General features: G+C 46.8%; 18 protein-coding genes and 4 tRNA genes. 5 read left to right on the top strand and 17 right to left on the bottom strand.

What is annotated here, in order from left to right; translation table 11 throughout:
* The first annotated feature begins 369 nt into the window (after nt 1-369).
* Nucleotides 370-2,481 carry a DUF115 domain-containing protein gene (locus OEL83_13125; GenBank protein ID MDK9707983.1) on the top strand — a complete coding sequence of 704 codons (2,112 nt, stop codon included), beginning with the start codon at nt 370-372 and terminating at the stop codon, nt 2,479-2,481.
* A 101-nt stretch (nt 2,482-2,582) separates the two neighbouring features.
* On the opposite strand, the gene pseI is transcribed toward OEL83_13125, so the two are convergent.
* The 9 genes from pseI to pseB all read right to left on the bottom strand — a co-directional run bounded on the left by pseI (nt 2,583) and on the right by pseB (nt 10,922).
* A complete protein-coding gene (gene pseI, locus OEL83_13130; GenBank protein MDK9707984.1) occupies nt 2,583-3,623 on the bottom strand; it encodes a pseudaminic acid synthase in 1,041 nt (346 codons plus the stop codon).
* Complete coding sequence (locus OEL83_13135) at nt 3,613-4,377, bottom strand: WbqC family protein (protein ID MDK9707985.1); 765 nt, start codon at nt 4,375-4,377, stop codon at nt 3,613-3,615. Before OEL83_13135 ends, pseI begins: the two co-directional genes overlap by 11 nt.
* A 39-nt stretch (nt 4,378-4,416) precedes the next feature.
* Complete coding sequence (locus tag OEL83_13140) at nt 4,417-5,322, bottom strand: hypothetical protein (GenBank protein MDK9707986.1); 906 nt, start codon at nt 5,320-5,322, stop codon at nt 4,417-4,419.
* Nucleotides 5,319-6,317 (bottom strand): hypothetical protein, encoded by a 999-nt coding sequence (locus OEL83_13145; GenBank protein MDK9707987.1) that lies wholly within the window; start codon nt 6,315-6,317, stop codon nt 5,319-5,321. Before OEL83_13145 ends, OEL83_13140 begins: the two co-directional genes overlap by 4 nt.
* 87 nt (nt 6,318-6,404) lie before the next feature.
* Nucleotides 6,405-6,944, bottom strand: coding sequence for an acyltransferase (locus OEL83_13150; protein MDK9707988.1), 540 nt, complete (start codon nt 6,942-6,944; stop codon nt 6,405-6,407).
* A 9-nt stretch (nt 6,945-6,953) separates the two neighbouring features.
* On the bottom strand, nt 6,954-7,982 hold the full coding sequence (locus OEL83_13155) for an NAD(P)-dependent oxidoreductase (GenBank protein ID MDK9707989.1): 1,029 nt from the start codon (nt 7,980-7,982) through the stop codon (nt 6,954-6,956).
* 20 nt (nt 7,983-8,002) lie between these two features.
* Nucleotides 8,003-8,737, bottom strand: coding sequence for a pseudaminic acid cytidylyltransferase (pseF, locus tag OEL83_13160; protein ID MDK9707990.1), 735 nt, complete (start codon nt 8,735-8,737; stop codon nt 8,003-8,005).
* On the bottom strand, nt 8,734-9,903 hold the full coding sequence (gene pseC, locus OEL83_13165) for a UDP-4-amino-4,6-dideoxy-N-acetyl-beta-L-altrosamine transaminase (GenBank protein ID MDK9707991.1): 1,170 nt from the start codon (nt 9,901-9,903) through the stop codon (nt 8,734-8,736). Before pseC ends, pseF begins: the two co-directional genes overlap by 4 nt.
* Nucleotides 9,904-9,911: 8 nt before the next feature.
* Nucleotides 9,912-10,922, bottom strand: a complete 1,011-nt coding sequence (gene pseB, locus OEL83_13170; protein ID MDK9707992.1) for a UDP-N-acetylglucosamine 4,6-dehydratase (inverting) — start codon at nt 10,920-10,922, stop codon at nt 9,912-9,914.
* A gap of 430 nt (nt 10,923-11,352) precedes the next feature.
* Between pseB and OEL83_13175 the strand changes: the two genes are divergently transcribed.
* From OEL83_13175 to OEL83_13190, 4 genes are read left to right on the top strand one after another with little or no spacing between them, the layout of a single operon-like run.
* A complete protein-coding gene (locus OEL83_13175; GenBank protein ID MDK9707993.1) occupies nt 11,353-12,036 on the top strand; it encodes a PilZ domain-containing protein in 684 nt (227 codons plus the stop codon).
* A 41-nt stretch (nt 12,037-12,077) separates the two neighbouring features.
* Entirely contained in the window at nt 12,078-12,758 is a 681-nt protein-coding gene (locus tag OEL83_13180; protein MDK9707994.1) for a PilZ domain-containing protein, read from the top strand.
* 44 nt (nt 12,759-12,802) lie between these two features.
* Nucleotides 12,803-13,846: a hypothetical protein gene (locus tag OEL83_13185; GenBank protein ID MDK9707995.1), complete on the top strand. Its 1,044-nt coding sequence runs from the start codon at nt 12,803-12,805 to the stop codon at nt 13,844-13,846.
* A gap of 2 nt (nt 13,847-13,848) precedes the next feature.
* Complete coding sequence (locus tag OEL83_13190) at nt 13,849-14,139, top strand: EscU/YscU/HrcU family type III secretion system export apparatus switch protein (protein ID MDK9707996.1); 291 nt, start codon at nt 13,849-13,851, stop codon at nt 14,137-14,139.
* An 82-nt stretch (nt 14,140-14,221) separates the two neighbouring features.
* Here OEL83_13190 and OEL83_13195 read toward each other — a convergent pair.
* The 8 genes from OEL83_13195 to tig form a co-directional block, all read right to left on the bottom strand.
* Nucleotides 14,222-14,298: transfer RNA gene (locus OEL83_13195), tRNA-Asp, on the bottom strand.
* A gap of 12 nt (nt 14,299-14,310) precedes the next feature.
* Nucleotides 14,311-14,386: transfer RNA gene (locus OEL83_13200), tRNA-Val, on the bottom strand.
* 102 nt (nt 14,387-14,488) lie between these two features.
* Nucleotides 14,489-14,565: transfer RNA gene (locus OEL83_13205), tRNA-Asp, on the bottom strand.
* A gap of 12 nt (nt 14,566-14,577) precedes the next feature.
* Nucleotides 14,578-14,653 (bottom strand) — tRNA-Val (locus OEL83_13210).
* A 121-nt stretch (nt 14,654-14,774) separates the two neighbouring features.
* A complete protein-coding gene (gene lon / locus OEL83_13215) occupies nt 14,775-17,138 on the bottom strand; it encodes an endopeptidase La (protein ID MDK9707997.1) in 2,364 nt (787 codons plus the stop codon).
* Between the two features lie 16 nt (nt 17,139-17,154).
* Nucleotides 17,155-18,429 carry an ATP-dependent Clp protease ATP-binding subunit ClpX gene (gene clpX, locus OEL83_13220; GenBank protein ID MDK9707998.1) on the bottom strand — a complete coding sequence of 425 codons (1,275 nt, stop codon included), beginning with the start codon at nt 18,427-18,429 and terminating at the stop codon, nt 17,155-17,157.
* 1 nt (nt 18,430) lies between these two features.
* Entirely contained in the window at nt 18,431-19,033 is a 603-nt protein-coding gene (clpP, locus tag OEL83_13225) for an ATP-dependent Clp endopeptidase proteolytic subunit ClpP (protein ID MDK9707999.1), read from the bottom strand.
* A 168-nt stretch (nt 19,034-19,201) separates the two neighbouring features.
* Complete coding sequence (gene tig, locus OEL83_13230; GenBank protein MDK9708000.1) at nt 19,202-20,530, bottom strand: trigger factor; 1,329 nt, start codon at nt 20,528-20,530, stop codon at nt 19,202-19,204.
* Between the last annotated feature and the right edge of the window lie 263 nt (nt 20,531-20,793).

A 20,793-nucleotide genomic window follows, 5' to 3' on the forward strand; every position in this document is an offset into this window, starting at 1 on the left:
ATTCGTTATTTTTTCTCTGGGAAGGAAGTATTTTAATATTTTTTTAGTAAATCAGAGAGTTATCCGGATTGAAAAAAATACTATCTCTATTCAGCTTGACTCCACATCCCCGTTGTCTGACACGCCCCCTGCCAAAATAAAACTGAGCTGTACAACTAGCCTGCGCAAAGGAAAGGTATGCCCCAGCAGACTAAAAACAGCTCTCTTGATATTTCTGTTAAAATTTGAGAGAACTTGCACACAGGAAAAGGACTTCGACTGCAATCAAGACGACCTCGCCCTGTCTTTGTTTTTGCTCGACATACGACACCGTCTGCACAAACAGCATGGAAGAGAATAGATATCAACATAATTTAACAGAGAAATATTATGTCAACGCCACTTGAAGGACAAGAAATAGCAAAGGAATCTGCTGCCAATACCAGCAACCCTCAAATCAGCTTAAGTATTCTCCCCGATTCCTTTAGAAACGACATGTTTGAAGACAATATGGCGTATTTTCGAGAATCCCAAGCTGCCATTTTTAACTCTATGGTCCATCACACAAGCAAGGAATACAGGCTTTGCAGCAACCCGGATGGCAGCCCGAATATCATCGAAATGAAGAGCAAAATGCCGCTTTACCGGGCATATACTATGGAAAACATTCTTAAATTTATCCAAACAAGTATCAACAGCATGCCATGCAACGCCTTGATCATTGACACCTTTATCGGTGGGCTCGATGAAATTTGGAAAAAAAACAATCCAATTCAGTATGGAATGGTCTCAAAGCTGTACAATGAGGGAATATTTAAAGATTTGGCACTTTCCGCAAAAGACCTTTCACCTTTAAAAGGCTTCAACAATGATTACATGCCCTTTATTCGTCTTTACGGAATCGGCCTGGGCTATCACATCACCGAGCTGATTAAATCCAAGAATATCAGCTTCATGACCATCTACGAACCGCATCCGGACTTATTTTATACCTCGCTTTTTACCGTTCCATGGAGGCTAATTTTTAAATATTTCGACACCAAGGGCAAAGGACTCAATCTTGTTTTAGGAGGAACGCCGGAAAATGCAGTGCGGAGCAACACAGTTTTTATCAACCAGAGACTTGGACCACTCACCACCCTTTTCTATCGCCTCAACCACCTTTCTTCCAGCCAATCCAAAGAACTCATAAGAATTGAGCCTCAAGCAGATGCCATCGAAAGGTCTCAATCTGATGCAGGATGGTACGAAGATCAACGGCTTGGATTCTACCTGAGCGCTAGAAATATTAGAAAAGAAAACAAGTTTTACTCCGGCAAAAAGACGAAGCTCTTTTTCCGGGCATTTATTGTCGGGGCCGGCCCCTCTCTAAACGAAACGTTACAGTATATCAAGACACACCAGCAAGATGCAGTGATAGTTTCCTGTGGTTCAGCAATTACCCCGCTTCTCAGGGCAGGTATTGTTCCGGATTACGAGGTCGTGCAAGAGCGTGTCTGGCAGTTTGAGAAACACGAGGAAAAACATGATCTTGATTTGGTGAAAAAGATAACCCTGCTAAAACTTAATGTCGTTAGCCCAAGGATTGACAGGTTCTATAAAGACACCTTAGTGTTTCAGAAATACCGGGACCCGGGTTCGTCGCTGCTGGAGGGGAATTACCCTGTCACTACAGCAGTTAATCCAACTGTTACCAATGCGGGCATTTCCATGTGTGCGGCCCTCGGTGCCGATGAGGTCTATCTGTTCGGCGTAGATTACGGTGCGCCCAAAGATAGTGAGAAGATGCACGCAGACAATACAATATATGATGATACAAATATCGACGACAGTGTGGAGTCAAAAACACATTTTGATTTACCGGGCAATCTGGGTGCCCAGATTAAAACCGATACTGTCTTGTCGTGGTCACATCACACAACGGAAATGAAAATTGCGGAGTTCCCAAAGATACAATGGATCAACGTCGGCGAGGGAGCTTTTATAAAAGGGGCTGCGCCACTGGCACCGGAAAACCTTCCGGTAAAATTTAAGAAAAAAATAGATAAGAAGAACCTGCTTAATGAAATTTCCGCATGCTTTAACAACAAGTATTCTTCCAGCACCGTTCTCAACCGCTTAAAAACAACGCAAATGCAGCAAATTGATGAATACTTTCGGGCATTATCGGGCTTCACCATTGCTACCCCTCAAACCAGGGATGAAATCACTAATGTCCTGACGCTCTTATATAAAGCCGTGAATACTGGAAAAGAAAAAACAGGATATCTCCCGTCATCGCTTCTCCCCTATGGCTTTATTCAATTCATCAATAATGTTTATATCCAGTGCTCCTTAGCAAAGACCGATAAATCAGCGGTGGAATTTTTTAGAAAGGCGATGATAATCCTTGAAGATTATATCGCAAATATTGCGGCTGATTTGAAGAAAATCATGCAATATCTTGAGCTTGACGAAGAAATTGATTTGATCGAAACCTGGTATTACAGCGCAAAGGTATAGGTTTTTGAATTTCCGTGAGAGCCGACCAGTTGCTCCCGAGCTTTTCCGGTCTTTTAAAGGGGATACAGTTTCCTATGAGTTATTGAACACACAAGGGCTTATTACATATCAATTACACCCAGCTTAACCGGTGTATTAATTTTTACGCCGGTATTCAATCTCTTCCCGATAATGGCGTCCAAATATCTCGGCTCAAGCCCAAGACCGGGTCGTACGCTCCGCACCGCATCGGCCGTGATCACCTCTCCAGCCTGCAAATCCTTAACAAAATAAAGCGATCTCCTATATTTGACGTTCCCTTGCTCGCTTGATTTGCAACCATAATCCACTTTCCCGAGGGCCTGCCACGCCGTCTTCGTGTCTCGGCACAAAGCCGCCAGTTCATCGGGCTCTATGGAAAAACTGTCGTCCGGGCCTCCACCTTTACGATCAAGCGTAAAGTGTTTTTCGATGATTGACGCACCTAAAGCCGCAGCTGCAATGGCCGTGGCGTTACCGAGAGTGTGATCGGAAAGTCCGGTCACCACGCCAAAACTCTTCGCCATGTCCGGGATGGTGAGCAAATTATAGTCTTCGGCCGGTGCGGGATAGCCACTGACGCAATGCAGTAGTGCAAGGTCCTGACAGCCACCGTTACGTGCAACATCAATGGCATCTTGAATCTCCGCAGGACTTGCCATACCCGTTGAGATGATCATGGGCTTGCCGGTGCTCGCTACATATCTGATCAGCGGCAAATCAACCACCTCAAAGGATGCGATTTTGTATGCGGGTGCATTCAGATTTTCCAATAAATCAACGGCAGTATTATCAAAGGGCGTGCTGAAAACAGTGATCCCAAGCTTGCGTGCATGCTCGAACAATGGTGCATGCCATTCCCAGGGTGTATGGGCTTCTTCATATAACTGATACAGTGTCTTGCCATCCCACAAACCACCATGAATTTGGAACTCCTCAGCATCGCAGTTCAGGGTAATGGTGTCGGGACGATATGTCTGTAACTTGACCGAATCGGCCCCCGACTTTTTAGCCGCCTCAATAATCCTGAAGGCGTTTTCAATATTGCCGTTATGGTTGGCTGACATCTCCGCAATAATATAAGGTTGGCACCCTGTACCGATTTCGCGATTGTCAATTTTCATAGTCAACTTCTTCACCTTTTTGAATATCGTTGCTAACCGCTCTAGCCGAACGCCGGCCTGAGCGCATCACTTCACCAGCAGCGGGGCCAAGATTAAAAATGAGATCCAAAGCACTTGCGAATGGTATGAAAGGAGCAAATCGCTGGCTGTACACTGGATGCTCATATACATGAATCAAAACCTCAATGCCACGCCTCTCAAATGAATGTTTATCCTCAACAAGGTAGCTTTCAGCACCAGCAGGTGACAGATAACAATCCGCACCGACACATTCACAAAGGGCAGCAACATGCTCACCTCGCTCACCACCAACCCCTAATTTGCTGGCTCTAACCATCTCTGTCGTAACACCAAGCCTCTCAGCCATCCAGGAAATGAGGGCGCAGTTAAGTTCTACCAAGCGATTCGTGCGGGCAGCAGTTTGCAAAATAGTCACGACCTCATCAAAGGTATTTTGAAAATATGCAGCCTTCGCGTAGTTGGTTCGGAGAGATTTAGCCATCTTAACAGTAAACGATTGGTCAACCAACTCACATTCCGCTATTGCCTGACCGAGCCGACCAGAGGTCTTCACTGGCACTGTGAGGAATTCCAGCCCATTTTGGGTGCGGATGCGGTTGCGTTGCTGCCAGGATTGCTTTGAGAATCCAACATCATCGAGAACAATAAACAAATCAACCTGATCCGCTAAGTCAAACCAACCCACCCATGGGAGAAAGGTTGGCTGCGCAATGGCAAGTTTCTTGTGACTCATGCAGTACCTCGATCAATTATTACTCTTTGATATAATTCATCATTCCATCACTGCCATGCCAAAGCCGCTCCGACCGTAGCCGTTGCCGCAATAAAGCATAATCTTCTGTCCCTTATGATGGAATACGTACGGATAACAAACCATTTCAGAATCCCAGCCTTCGGACGAAACTTGAATTGTTAAGTTGTCGTCCTTCCTTATGAAATGATACCCATCGGCTGACTCGGCGTACCCCATGCGATAGCCGCCACTATTCATGGCATAACAGTGCCACATTTTATAGATACCATCCTCTTTGATAACTGACGCCCTGGAAACCCGGCTCTCATCCCTGGATTTGTAGTCAACACTAACGATGCCCCTGCGTACCCAGGTTATACCATCGGTGGACTCAGCATATTTTATATTGTACCGGGGCAACTCTGGTGTCTGCCATTCGTCGGCTGAATCGTACCACATTCTCCACACATTGTTTTCTATGAGAATGCATGAAATTACCAATATCTGGTAAGGCTCTGCATCGGTTCTATCAATAATCGGAGCTCTCGAATAGCGGTGGAAGGAACCTCCGTCATCGCTGCTGATTGCCAAGCCGGACACCTCGGCTGCCCGCACGAGCGAGCCTTTATTCCAACCGAAATAGTAGAGGTACTTCTGTCCGAGATGGTTAACAATCCACGTTGGCGAAACGCCGTTATCGTCGAATGCCCCGAGACTCCCGAGCTCCAACACCGGTTTAGGCGATATCTTCAATATCTTTTGAGGGTCGTTGATATCGATTTCAACATATCCCGTAAGGGACCGGTTGAATTTGTCGCGGCCTGAAAAATATATCCTATACAGATCACCACTTATGTGGTCGGCGACGGGAAGCATCGCATGTGTCATGACCCATTCATACTGTCCTTCCGGCTTGAAGATGAGGCCCTTTTTAACCCATTTCATTTCTCAACCCTTTTTGAATTCATAATGACGCTTTTTAACTCATCAATTCCATTACCGATTTCCATACGGATGATATGCTTGTCATCTGGATAGGTAAAATCCCCTTTTGCAAGCATCGAACCAAGACTTGAAAGTTGGCTACGTTCGAGCATTCGCATGAAGCCTCGATATGTATCCCTTTGTAATTCGTCATGTGGTACGACGATGACGGGTGTGCCAACCCGCAAGGCCTCGAAAGCTGACAAACCGGGAGAGGCCAGCACAAGATCGGCGCGGTGCATCAATTCCGCCACATTGGAAATATTTCTGTATACGGTGACATTTTCGTGCATCGCAGCATGAGATCGAAGAACTTTCTGCAAATCATCATCGTGCCCGTAATGGCCGCCAAGAATGATATCAACAAGCATTGGCTGCTGCAGGTCAAGCAGTTGCAGTAATGCCTCAGAGGTCAGGTTTGCCGGGTCACTGCCGCCAAATATTAAGAGAATCCTTTTCGGTCCACAATTCTTTACCTTTGGCCGCTTTTGATATTCATAGAACTCGGGTCTTAAAATCCAATATTTGGGGCCGTAAAACGTGATCGTTCCGGTTTGACTATCGACAAAACGGACATTCTCAAAACGGCTGCCGATATCTGCGGTTACGGCAATATCCGCATATCTGTTGGCGCCGGTAAGGTTAGTAAAGATCACCAACAGGGACTTTAAGGTCTTTTTAATATCCCGAGCGAGATCCTCTGCAACGTCGATTTTATCAAAGATAATGATTTGCGGGCTTGTTAACCGGAGGTAGTTGAGGATTTCAGTATCATTTCCAAGTTGTGTTGCAGCAAACCCATTTTCACGAATCCTGGAGACAACCCCTTGGTCGCTTTTGGTTAAGAAATAGATATCTGCTTCGGAATGAAGTTCCCGGGCAAATGTGATTGATTGCTGTACATGACCTAAACCCAGACGAACACTCCCGTCTGTTATGAAGCAGACTTTTTTCATTTATTCAATCAGGGGTTGTGGTTATGCTATTCACCAGCAAGAAAAAAGCAGCACACCTCTTCTGATCCCTCCACAGGCCGACATCGATTAAGCCTTCTGCCTCTCTCCGATCCTCCTTGCCGGACTCCCGACGTAAATCCCCCAGGGCGCGCAATCCTTATTTACAAAGCTGCCCGCACCAATCACGCAACCCTCACCGATGGTTACCGGCATAATCGTCGAGCGGGCACCTATATAAACGTCGTTGCCAATCTCCAATCTTCCTCCTAAAACCTTGCTTTCGCCTTTTGCCATTCCGTCGACCATTTTGAGGCCTGGAGCATGGGAATACGTTGCTGACAAAAAGACCGTACCAGGACCGGTCGACACGCGGTCGCCAATGATCGTTAAACCGCCACCCCAGATAATAGTATGTGGTTGTACATCGGTATACTCACCGATTGTCACTCCTTCACCGGCAAAAATAAATGCAAAATCACGGATCTTGCAATGATTGCCCAAATCAACAACATGAGGAAAGGCGATCTTGGCCATAGGGTAGATTTTCACGCCCTCGCCGCAGGATCTGAGTTTATCCTTCACGTTCTCCCCCATCAACTCAATGCCTTCAATGTTGTACGTTTCCATTTATCTCCCTCAGGTTAATTGAAACATCGTCTTACGTTTATCCAGCAAGTACTTGTATCTCTCGCTTTCCATCTCCGCCTTGTAATCAATCAACATTTCCTTAAAGGAAAATTTCGGGCTCCATTCCAAATCCCGTTTTGCCTTGCTAATGTCATAGAGAAAGGAATCCATCCCGTTTGACTTTTCGGGACGCTCAATGATCACCGGCTGGGTTTTTGCCCCCCAGAACAGCTCGGCTATTGTTTCAGCCTGGGCTCGTAAAGTTAAATAATTTCCAGAAGCTATATTGAACAGACCAGATGCGGTATGAATGGCAATCGCCTGCAAAAATGCGGAGACCACATCTTTAACATAGACAATGTCGCGCCCAACATCGGGATCCCCCCAAATTTCCAGAGGCTGGCAGGCCATAGCTTTCTCAATGAATATCTGAAACCCTGTCTTGATAGGCTTCCCGTCTTTAAATATCTCGGTATGAGGGCCATATCCGTAAACCGGCGGAAGCCTGAAAATTACCCCGGTTAAACCGTACTGTGCCTGGTAGTGCATCACACAATCTTGTGCGGCACTCTCAGATATACTAAACATTGCGTATTCACCCTGGTATCTGATCCCCCGCCCTTCTTCTTCACGAATCGCTTTGCTCGCTGCCCACAAACCCTGGGTGTTTCTGTGTGAGCTTGCATATATGATTTTACCGACCTTATTTTCCTTGCAAAAATCGAGTATGTTCAAGGTCCCGATAACATTTACGGTGATGTAGTCACGCGGGTCGTATTGCTCCTGGCCAACATTGGCCGGCTGACAAGCGGCCAGGTGAATCACCGCATCATAGCTTGTCTTGGGTAATGCCTCAAAATCGCCTTTATGGGTGATATCGACGTTGATATATTGAACCCCAATGTTTTTATAGTGGGTTCGTCCAACATCACTGATGTCCGTTGCCGTGACCTTACAACCTTGGCTCAACAGTTCATCGATAAGATAGGTAGCAATAAAACCCGATGCTCCGAAAACGAGTACGTGCCTGGCCTTCATTCTTACGTCCCCAAATGTTTTTAAGGATTTCGAACAGATCCTTTATTACCCATATCAACCAAAACACCATCAGCCAAAAGGATAGCCGCAAACATTTCAGCACGCACCCAATCATCCTGCGTGTCAATATCCTGCACTCGCCACCGAGGAATCATAATCGGCTTGGTATATCGATCAAAAAAGCGCCTTTCTTGCGTCCACGCCAAAGCTCTTCCCCAGTAAAATTGACCGGCGTCATGAAGTGCAACGGGTAAGTCTTGTGAACGAGTGGCAGCATGTTCGGGGAAAAACATGCGAACTCCTCCCTCGTCGGTCATCTCGAATGAGCGAAAAATAGGTGCGGCAAAATCGGTTGCAGTAAACACATAATCCCAGTCTCCGGACTGGAGTTCTGCCCATCCTTTATGCAGATCATCAACCCGCATAAAGGGTGCTGTAGCATAGATACAGCATACGGCAATTACGTCCCATCCTTGATCCAGAGCCCATTGAGTCGCATGGGCAACGACGGGTGCTGTTCCAGCAAAATCGTTCGCAAGTTCCTCGGGTCGCATGAAGGGGACTTCCGCACCCCATTGTCTTGCTATTCCAGCAATCTCAATATCATCGGTGGATACGATAATGTGCTGAAACAAACCGGATGCCTTGGCGGCCTCAATCGACCAGGCGATCATTGGCTTGCCGCAGAATTCCCTAATATTCTTGCGAGGAATGCGTTTACTTCCCCCTCTCGCTGGAATGATAGCGATATTCATATGCCCACCGCCTCGCACAAGATCGCCACCACATGGTCCTGTTGTGTTACCGTCAATCCGGGAAACAAAGGGATAGTCAACGCCTCGCCAAAATAACTTTCCGCCTGCGGACAATATCCGGCACGAAAGCCCATTTGCTCATAGTGCGGCTGGCGATAGACCGGAATGTAATGCAAATTTACTCGTATATTCCCATCGGTAAGTCTGTTGTATACTTGCCGTTGCGTCGTGCTGATTTCTTTTAGTCTCAAGCGGATAACGTAGAGATGATAGCCTGAGTAGCTGTCGGCATGTTGCCATGGAGTTGTTACCGGCAAAGCATCTAACAGGTGGTCATAGCGTTTGGCGATTTCGTGACGTTTAGCTACAAATTCATCAACTCGCTGCAGTTGGCTTTGCCCCAAGGCCGCTTGCATGTCCGTCATCCGGTAGTTAAACCCCAGATCAATCTGCTGGTAATTCCAGATTTCATTTGCCGGACGCGGCTGCATATCATCTTCGGAGCTGGTGATGCCATGACTACGCAACTGACGCATATTCTTGGCCAAGGTTGCGTTATTTGTCACCGCCATTCCTCCTTCGCCGGTGGTGATGATTTTTACCGGATGGAAACTAAAAATAGTGATGTCACTATAGCGGCAATTGCCTATAGGGTCCCCTTTATATTTGCCGCCGATAGCATGAGAGGCGTCCTCAATTACCTTGAAGCCATATTTTTGACTTAAGGCGTGTATACCGGCCAAATCGCAGGGTTGACCACATAAATGTACTGGAATCAAAACTTTGGGGAGTTTCCCGATCTTGTCAGCTTGAACAAGTTTTTTTGTAAGACTTGCGACGCTCATGTTGTAGGTTCGTGGGTCGATATCGACAAAATCGACTGTGGCTCCACAATACAAAGCACAGTTGGCACTGGCAACAAAAGTGATCGGAGTGGTCCAGACGCTATCGCCCTTGCCTACACCCAGAGCAAGGCACGCAATGTGTAATGCGCTGGTAGCGCTGTTGACGGCAACCGCAAATTGAGCATCGCAGAAATCCGCAACTGCTTTTTCAAAAGCCGGTACAGCAGGCCCCTGCGTTAAATAGTCAGAATACAGTACATCAACGACAGCCTGAATATCGTTTTCGGAAATATCCTGTCTACCATAAGGTATGAAATTCATCTTATTGCCTATATTTCATGACCAGGATCGACTTGCTCTTTAATAAGCCTGTACAACTGTTCAACGGTCAAAAATTCTTCATTACTGCCACTATTGTAGGCAAATCCTTCATTGACAAGCTTCGCCCCCATCTTTTCACAATACTCGTCAATTGTATATTGCGCCCCTAAGGGTAGAATCGCATAATATTTCCCAAGATCAACAGTATTGAAACTATCACTTGCGGTAATCATTTCTTCATGAATTTTTTCACCCGGTCTAACACCTATAACTGGGTGGCTGCACTCAGGCCCAATGGCTTGGACCAAGTCAGTGATCCTGTACGATGGAATTTTAGGGACAAGAATTTCTCCACCCAAAGAATTTTCAATCGTCCACAAAACCATTTCTACACCGTCTGCCAAACTGATATTAAACCTTGTCATTTTGGGATCCGTTATTGGCAACACTCCACTTGAACGTCTTTCTAAAAAGAATGGGATAACCGAACCCCGGCTACCCAGGACATTTCCATAACGAACGACACTGAAACGAATCTCCCTCTTTCCTTTTATGTTATTTGCCGCAACGAAGAGCTTGTCTGAACACAATTTTGTCGCACCGTAGAGATTTATCGGAGCGGCTGCCTTGTCTGTTGATAATGCCACAACGCACTTCACATCTGTATCTAAGCATGCCTCAATGAGATTTTGTGCACCAAGTATGTTTGTTTTTATGCACTCAAAAGGATTGTACTCAGCAGTGGGGACCTGTTTGAGTGCCGCTGCATGAACTACAATGTCGATTCCCTCAAGAGCACGATACAACCTTGATTTATCACGAACATCGCCAATAAAAAAACGAAGACAGTCGCTTTTTGCTTGGGTATAAATTTGCTGCATTTCAAACTGTTTAAGCTCGTCCCGAGAAAAAATTACCAAGCGTTTTACTTTCGGATATCTTCTCAAGATGTTTTCGACAAAGGCTTTACCAAAAGAGCCAGTTCCACCGGTTATGAGAATAGACTTGTTTGAAAGCATTGCACTTAGCCCCTTTATTGTGGTTTTTATAAAAATTTTAGATCGCAATTAAATACAACCCAGAGCTAGACCAACTTTCGCAATAGGCCAATAATTATTGGAATCAACTTTAACAGCTTGAAGTGATACTAAAAATCATATGCTATTCACATCTGGCGTGTCAATTCTTCTGGAAACAATTTAGTCTTTAAAAGAACAAAACCCCGCAAATCACGATAAATATTATATCCTTCTATTTCCCCCTCCTTTCTTCAAATCATCCTCAGCTGCTTCCTGCATTTCCTTCTTTGTGATCAGAGCGTAAGGTTCACAATTCTCTTGTTACACAGTTGCTTAGGAATAATTTTGATGCTACTATAAAAACCTGATAAGATTTAAACATTGGCCCTTTCCAGCATTTTCTTCCCACAGAACAACACAAAACTGCCATATGATCGCCGACCTTGAAACCCTGCAAGCCATCCCCAACGGCAAACCGGTACGAATTTTCATCCCGCTCGTCAACCGGCAGGAAAGGTTGAGGGCTCAGTGTGTCTGCCAGGATATTCATCCACCGAAATTTTCCCTGGTTTTCAAGCCGGGCGTGTTACCACTGGAAGAAATTGACCACATACAACCGTGTATCGTGAGTATTGACATGGGGGGGCCAACTCTATCCATAGAAGCAATGATCCAAGAAGTTGTTAATCGGCAAACCCTGCAGATGATCCAGCGAAAAACCATAAGTCATGAACAGATGAGGGATTTTTTCCGGATTGATGCAGTCACCAGGGTTATCACCAGTTCTTTTCGTACACAGTTCACCAATCAAAACAGTGAGCCGTGGTCAATCCAGGGAGAGACAGTGGATATCAGCGGCAGTGGCATCCTGGCAATTTTCCCGACCCCGCCACCAGATGACACACACGTAAAGCTGCAGATAACCATTCCTTCTACCGAGCCAGAAACAGTCGCCGCTATCGCCCATCAAGTGCGCGTCCAGAAGCTGAAGGATGGCAGATTTGAAGTAGCCTATCACTTTGACGACATCGACATAGAAGACCGCGACAAGATTATTGGCTGTTGCCTCGTGCTGCAGAGAAAGTTGCTTCGTCTGAAGATCAATGTCGCGTAAAATCATCCCAATAATCCTTGCCGCATTGATGAGATACCACCATGCCTGAACAGGACATTCAAAGCATCATACAATCAATACCTGACGGTCAATCTGCCACCATTGTCTTAACCGACAAGACCGGCGAAAAGAAACATCTTCAGGGAGCATTTAAAGGAGCGAAGCCACCATTCTTCTTCTTCCTTTTTCCTCCGGAAGTATTGCCGGCCAACCTGGACACAGTAAGTAAATGCCCCTTTGCCAGCCGGGACCTCAGCGACAAGGATGTCGCCTTCGTTGCCGAGATAGTATCCCAGCCAAATGACCAGACACTGGAATTGATGGCAAGAAACACTGTGCAAGCGGCTGATCTTCGCCAATTTTTCCGGGTGACCCTGCGCACCCGGATCATTGTTCGCTTTTTCCCAGATGAAAACACTGAGGACCAGCGCAGCTGGGAAATGGCAGGTGAAACTGTCGATATTTCGCAATCTGGGGTCTTAGCTATTTTTCCAGACGAGTGCAGCAATTCCAGTTCACTCGACCTTGAAATATCCCTTGTTAACCCGGTTAAGAGAGTATTCTGCACCAGCCACGTCATCCGCTCGAAACGGTTAAAAAAAGATCGCTGGCTCATTTCCTTTCACTTTGACGAGATATCATCGACAGACCGAGATGCTATCGCTAAAAATTGTTTTGCCGAACAGCGGCGCCAGCTTCGGGATAAAGGCCAGACTTTTTAAATGGATACACCTAACCTTTTGGCATCCTTTGCCGATACAGCAGAATGGATACCATCAACCCCCTTTCATCCATATTGCCAGTCGGTTCTGCCACTTCTCAAGGCCGAGGGCGAAGTCACGGCCAGCAATTTCCAGCAACTGGGCAAATTCTCAAGGCTGTGGTTCTTGAAACAAACGGCAATGATCGCTTTGTCCTCGACATTGGCGGTAACCGCCTCTCGGCCAGTTCTCAAGCTGCGCTCTCTCCCGGCCAAATCCTCCAACTGCAGGTAACCAGAACCCAGCCACAGATTGAACTGAAAATCGTTAACGACACACTCAGCCGCTTTGTTGGTCGATCACTTACTCTTCTCAATAAAAATATTGATCTCACAGCACTTTTTGCAGCAATGGATAAGCATATCCCACCAATGCTGCAACAACTTACTCCTACAAGCCGCAATGTCCTTGAAGGCTTTTTCGCTCTGCAACAAACACCTTTTGGTGATAAAAACGATGGGGTGGTCCTCAAACAACTCACCGACAGGTTGGGATTAAACCTAGAACGCCTCTTGGCAGCCGGGGACAAGGTCGGTGCCATGCACACTCTCAAAGCCGCTCTCTTAGAAATCGCGCACCATTTCTCTGCCGCGGAACACCTCGCAGAGACCACTCAAAAAATCCTTACCACCCTGGAACTTTTTCAAATTGCGCAACTTCATACCAATAGTCCAAGCCAGCAAATTTTTCCTTTGCCTTTGCCCTTTGTCGAACAAGGGTATCTTGTCGTTGAGGAGCAGGGAAAAGATATCGAAGGAAAGCGACAAAAAGAGGAGGAAAGCCGGTTTTCACTCCACTTGACGATGGCCGACATCGGCAATCTGCGCATCGATTTTCTTCAAAATCCCGCTGGATTATATATCAGATTCCACGCAGACTCCCAGGAAACTGCCGATTTTATAGCGGCCCACAGCGATTCATTAGAAGCTGCCATAACCGGAATTCCAGTGATCAGCCTGGCCTTTTCAAGCGGAGCCTTAGATCCTATTAATGAACTCATCCGTCACCTGCTGCCGGATGGGAACTCAATGCTCGACACTAAGGTTTAAAAATGGCAGAGCAAAAAGTCATCAATAAGGCCGTCGCCATAATATATGATGAAAAGGAGGGTGCTGCACCCAGGGTCGCAGCCAGCGGCAAAGGTGTAGTTGCGGAAAAAATTATCGCCACGGCGAGGGAGGCCGGTGTACATATCAAGGAGGATGCCAACCTTGTTGAGATACTCGCTAAGATTCCAATTGGCAACGAGATACCGGTGGAACTTTACCAGACCGTAGCAGAGGTGCTTGCTTTCGTTTATCAGGTCAACAACAAATTTAAAGAAAAATTGGGTAAGCGTTAGCCCTAACCATCTTCTTCAATAAATCAAAAAAATAGGGGTGCAGCATGACTCATGCTGCACCCCTCACATCATTCCAACTAATTGGCGGAGCGGACGGGGCTCGAACCCGCGACCTCCGGCGTGACAGGCCGGCGTTCTAACCAACTGAACTACCACTCCAATTTCGTTTCATGGTGGGCGACACAGGGTTTGAACCTGTGACCCTCGGCTTGTAAGGCCGATGCTCTCCCAGCTGAGCTAGTCGCCCTCTCTGACAGCTTGAGCTTTGTCAATCTATCGCTCGGTGTCTTTTCTACAATCTATCACAAAAAAAGGAACCGTACTTCTATCGGTTCCTTTGATATGCTAATGGCGGAGCGGACGGGGCTCGAACCCGCGACCTCCGGCGTGACAGGCCGGCGTTCTAACCAACTGAACTACCACTCCAATTTCGTTTCATGGTGGGCGACACAGGGTTTGAACCTGTGACCCTCGGCTTGTAAGGCCGATGCTCTCCCAGCTGAGCTAGTCGCCCCCTCTCATCAAAACGGTGAAGGACTATTTACCAACTTCACCCTGCCCCGTCAAGGAAAAACATTAACACAGGTAAATATCTGACAACATTCTGTTTTCATTCACAACAGCAGAAGACTTTCCTATTCAAAAAGAGCCTTCCCAGGTGTTGCAACCAAGGCTTGACCAAGCACTTCATCCATGTGATTAACCAGGTCAATCTTAAGGGATTTCCTTATCTTAGCTGGCACATCATGAAGATCCCGTTCGTTATCCTTGGGCACCAAAACATGGGTTATATTACCACGCTTGGCAGCTAAAAGCTTCTCCGTCAATCCTCCGATCGGCAAGACCCGGCCACGCAAGGTTATTTCCCCGGTCATGGCCAAATGGTGTTTCACCGGAGTCTTGATAAGTGCTGAAACCAAAGAAGTGGCCATGGTAATCCCCGCAGAAGGACCATCTTTGGGAATCGCGCCTTCGGGAACATGCACATGAATATCAAGTTTTTGATAGAAATCTTCTTCTAAACCGAGAACTTTGGCTCTCGATCGTACATAGCTCAGGGCGGCCTGTGCCGACTCCTGCATAACATCGCCAAGCTTCCCGGTAATAATCAGCTTTCCAGAGCCGGTCATGAGGGTCGCCTCAATCTGTAATAGTTCGCCTCCCACTTCCGTCCAGGCAAGGCCAGTGGCAAGGCCGATCTCGTCAGTTTCCTCGGCAAGACCATAGCGATACTTTGGTGTCCCCAGATATTTGCCAACCGACTGGGCGCTGACCTGATACTTCTTGCCTTTCAGTTTCTTTTTCAAACGCTCCCTGGCTATCTTGCGACACAAAGAGGCAATAATCCTTTCCAGGCTCCGCACTCCCGCCTCACGGGTATACCGCCTGATGATCTCGAAAATCGCCCCATCGGTCAGCTGAATGTCACCCTTCCTGAAACCATTTTGTTCCAGTTGTTTGGGGATCAGGTACCCATCGGCTATTCGCAGCTTATCTTCCTCGGTATAGCCGCTGATCTGGATAATTTCCATACGATCCTGCAAAGGAACAGGAATACCATGGAGATTATTGGCAGTGGTTATGAAAAACACCTCGGAGAGATCATAGTCAATGTCGAGATAATGATCATTAAAGGCGACATTCTGTTCAGGATCGAGGACCTCCAACAAGGCTGAAGATGGATCGCCGCGAAAATCCATAGACATTTTGTCTACTTCGTCGAGACAAAACACAGGGTTGGCAACATCGACCTTCTGCATCGATTGAATAATCTTGCCGGGCATTGCGCCAATGTAGGTCCGTCGATGGCCTCTGATCTCGGCTTCATCACGCACCCCGCCAAGGGACAACCTGGCGAATTTCCGTCCCATCGCTCTGGCAATCGATTGACAAATCGAGGTCTTTCCAACTCCTGGCGGACCAACTAGACAGAGAATAGGCCCTTTGATCTTCTTAACTTGGCTTTGTACCGCGAGATATTCGAGAATACGCTCTTTCGGTTTGGCGAGACCGAAGTGGTCTTCGTCAAGTATTCTCTCGGCTTTATTAATATCAATCTTTGACTTGCTCTTTTTGTCCCAGGGCAGACTGACGATGCAATCAATATAGTTGCGAACCACTGTCGTTTCCGCCGACATGGGCGGCATGCTTCGCAGCTTCTTAAATTCTTTTAGAGCTTTTTCTTTAGCAAGTGCCGGCATTTCCTTGTTTTTAATGGTCAGCTCCAGCTCTCCCAGCTCATCGAGTCCGTCGGCATTTTGGCCAATCTCGGACTGGATTTCCCGGACCTTTTCACCGAGGTAATAGTCACGCTGAGTCTTACCCATGCGCATCTTTACCTTGGCGTTGATATTCTTTTCAATATCCGCAAGCTCAATTTCCCGGTTAAGGATCTCCAGGACCTTCTCCATGCGGGCGGTCAGCGGCTCGGCTTCCAATATTGATTGCTTTTCATCGCTTTTCAACGGCAGGTGGGCGCAGATAATATTGAGCAATTTAAAGGGATTTTCGATGGCTTTTACCGAATTGAGAATTTCTCTGCCAATCTTTTTATTGCTTGCGGCAAATTCATCGAAATATTTCCGCAACTCCCGCTCGTAGGCCTGCAGAGCCACACTCTGCTCCGCGACATCTCCGCGTTCTTCGACTTCAACTTGCAGAAAATTATCATTTGGCACATACGATATTATCTTCGCGCGTGATTTTCCTTCAACAAGGGCTTTAATAGTACCATCGGGAAGGCGTAACAATTGCATAACTGTGGCCAAGGTACCGAAGTCGTAGAGATCTTCGATGTCCGGATCATCGACAGTCGATTTCTTCTGGGTAACCAAAAGGATAGCTGTTTTCTTCTCCATTGCATCTTCCAGCGCATGAATGGATCTCTTCCTGCCGACTACCAAGGGAGCAACCATATGCGGGAAAATGACCAGATCTCGAAGTGGCATCAAGGGATAAAGCTTTGTCACAAAATCTCCTTTCGATAATTCGTCAGACATTTTTTATATTCTTTCATCAATTGGTTTTCGATCTTTCGTCCGCGGCATTATGATACAAAACAACCGGATAATCACCTTGAGTGATGACCTGTTCACTTATAACACATTCCTGCACGCCGGTCTTCGAGGGCAAATCATACATCACTTCAAGCATTGCCTCTTCCATTACCGACCTGAGCCCACGGGCACCAGACTTTCTTTTTAAGGCCTTGCGGGCAATAGCCACAAGTGCGCCCTCAGTAAACCGCAAGGTCACCCCATCAAACTCAAACAACTTTTGATACTGCTTGGTGAGGGCGTTCTTCGGTTCCTTCAGGATGCGGATGAGATCTTCCTCCACCAATTCCTCCATGGTGGCAATCACGGGTAACCGGCCGACCAACTCGGGAATCAGCCCGAATTTCAAAAGATCTTCCGGTTGAACGGCCTTTAACAGTTCACCGATTTTCTTTTTCTCATCTCCTGAAACCTTGGCCCCAAAACCTATCGACTTCGCACTCTGTCGGCGACTGACGACGCTATCCAGACCGACAAAGGCACCACCGCAGATAAACAGGATATTGGTGGTATCAATTTGGATCATCTCTTGCTGAGGGTGTTTCCTGCCACCCTTGGGTGGAACGGAGGCCTTGGTCCCCTCGATTATTTTCAGAAGTGCCTGCTGAACGCCCTCTCCGGACACATCACGGGTCAGCGATGGGCTATCTGACTTTCGGGCAATCTTATCAATCTCATCGATATAGATAATTCCCCTTTCCGCCCTCTCCAGGTTGTGATTGGCAGCCTGCAGCAGATTGACCAAAATATTCTCAACATCTTCACCCACATAACCAGCCTCGGTGAGGGTTGTTGCATCCGCCATGCAAAAGGGCACATTGAGAATTTTTGCGAGGGTCTGGGCAATTAATGTTTTGCCGGAGCCGGTCGGGCCGATGAGGACGATATTTGATTTCTGTAACTCAACCGAACCGTCATCATCGGGCGCATCGATCCTCTTGTAGTGGTTGTGCACTGCAACCGAAAGCACCTTCTTGGCAAATTCCTGTCCGATAACGTAGTCATCAAGAAATTGTTTGATCTCCATTGGCTTAAGGGACAAGGGATGGACCTCTTCCGGATCAAGCAATGGCAGATCTGATTCTTTCTTATCCTGCACGATTTCATTGCAGAGTCGTATACACTCATCACAGATGAAAACATCAGGCCCGGAAATAAGCTTTTCGACGTCCTCCTGTTTTTTACCACAAAAGGAACAACTGCAATCAGGTCCGTCACTCATAACATCATCCATACTATTTTTCCTCGACAAGCTCTTCTCTATTGCTAAGAACTTTATCTATTATTCCATACTGTTGAGCTTCTTCAGCACTCATAAAAAAGTCGCGCTCGGTATCGCTGCTGACTTTTTCCAGACTCGTCTTGGTGTGGTGGGCGAGAAGGCGGTTCAAATCTCTTTTCATCCTTAAAATCTCTTTGGCCTGGATATCAATATCGGTGGCCTGCCCCTGAAAGCCACCAGCCGGTTGATGAATCATGATTCTGGCATTGGGTAGTGAGTACCTTTTACCATCGGCTCCCGCAGCCAGCAAAAAGGCCCCCATCGACGCTGCCTGGCCCATGCAAAGAGTAGCAATATCGCATTTGACGTATTGCATGGTGTCGTAAATAGCCATGCCAGCGGTAACTGACCCACCAGGGGAATTGATATAAAAGGTTATATCTTTTTCTGGATCCTCTGCTTCGAGAAACAACAACTGGGCAACTATCACATTGGCCACATCGTCATTGACTCCTGAACCAAGGAATATAATGCGTTCTTTGAGCAGTCGCGAGTAGATATCATAGGCACGCTCACCACGCGGGCTCTGCTCAATTACCATCGGCACAAGATTCATCAACCACACTCCTTCATTTCGTTATTCAAGAAGACCAAAAAGAACGACTGTAAAAGGCGCAGAGCCTTTTACAGTCGCAATTTTCTTAATCCATCGACACAACCAGTGAGGCTCCCCACTGGGAATATGCCCAATATAAGATCTTTCTATTCGGATGCAAGATCTCTATCAGCTTTCTGTAGCAACGTCAGTACCAGCAACCGCCGCCGCGGCGGGACCGTCGATAAAAATCGTCTGCTCCTTCAGGAAAGCGAGAATTTTTTCATTCAGCAGCTCATCGATGAAGGGCAGGAGATAATCGCGATTCTGAAAGTATTCCTTCACGGTGGCAACAGGCATATTGTACATTCCAGCAATGCGCATGAACCCACGTTCCATATCTTCGTCGACGAGCTTAATGCCTTCTGTCTCGGCAATTTTCTTCAAGATGAAGTCACCCTGTACCCGTTTCTTCGCAAGTTCGGCTTTCTGCTCCATCAGAGTTTCCCGGCTAAGTCCAGCTGCCTCAAGGCTCAACCCATTCTTTTCAAGCTGCTCTTCGGTCTGCTTGATCATCTGATTAATCTCAAAGGTGACAAGGCGTTTTGGCAGTTCAAACTCATGAGTTTCAATCAGTTTTTGCATAATCCGATCGGTAGTTGTACCTTCAGCCCTGTCCTGACGCACCTTGGTAAGCCGCTCCCGGATGGAGGTCTTCAGCTCCTCGAGGGTGCTGAATTCTTCGCCGGCATCCTTGGCAAATTCGTCATCGATGGTTGCCAGGACTCGCTCCTTAATATCCTTAACTTTTATACGAAATTCGATCTTCTTGCCTTTTAAGATCGGATTTGGATGGCTCTCTGGAAAGTCAATTTCTTGCGAACCTTCTTCGTCCTTATTCTTGCCAATGAGCATTGTCTCAAACTCAGCCCCCATCTCTCCCGATCCGATATCAACTGAGAAATTCTCATTTTTCACCTGGGGCATGGCGGTGCCTTCATGGTATCCCTGAAAATCGATCATTACCACATCGCCATTCTGGGCAGGCCTATCGGTTACTGAACGGAGAGCTGCCATGGCCTTTTGTTTCTCTTCAAGGGCAAGCTGCACTTCCTCGTCCGTTACCAATACTTCGACCTTTTCAACCTCCAAACCCTTGTATTGTCCTAGGGTAAAATTGGGGCGAATGTCAACCTCCACGACAAAGGTGAATGATCCGTCATCATTGTATTTTACGCTTTTAATGTCAGGATGAACGATGGGATCTATGCCCTCTTTTTCAATGGCGGTAAAATAGTTATCCTGAACGAGTTTTTCGCTGGTCTCTCCTTCCACCTGGTTCTTGAATTGCTTCAGAATGATGTCTTTTGGCACCTTGCCACGACGAAAGCCTTTCAGTCTTACCTCATGTCGTACCTTATCATAGGCCTCTTTCAATTTTGCCTGAACAAGCTCAGCAGGCAGAGTGATGGTTACTTTTCTTGTCAAAGCGCCAATTTCTTCAACTTGTACATTCATTCTATTCCGTCCTTATAATGAGATTATACTCAACAGCCAACCCCTCGTTCTGTTGCCTGGAAATCCGCCAAAAAAAGACCGGCAGGTCATGTTTCTTGTCTTCAAAAAGGGGGCAGCGGATTGTTTAAATTGCAGGCGAGGCTTGCAACTCATTTTGAGTGTTGTTGTAAGCCATACAAGGGCGACACCGCCCCAACTAAGCAAAATACCCCGGAGTTTCCATCCGCTGGATTTCACTAATTTTAACCCGATATCACTTGATC

This window comes from Desulforhopalus sp., from assembly GCA_030247675.1.
Classification (GTDB): domain Bacteria; phylum Desulfobacterota; class Desulfobulbia; order Desulfobulbales; family Desulfocapsaceae; genus Desulforhopalus_A.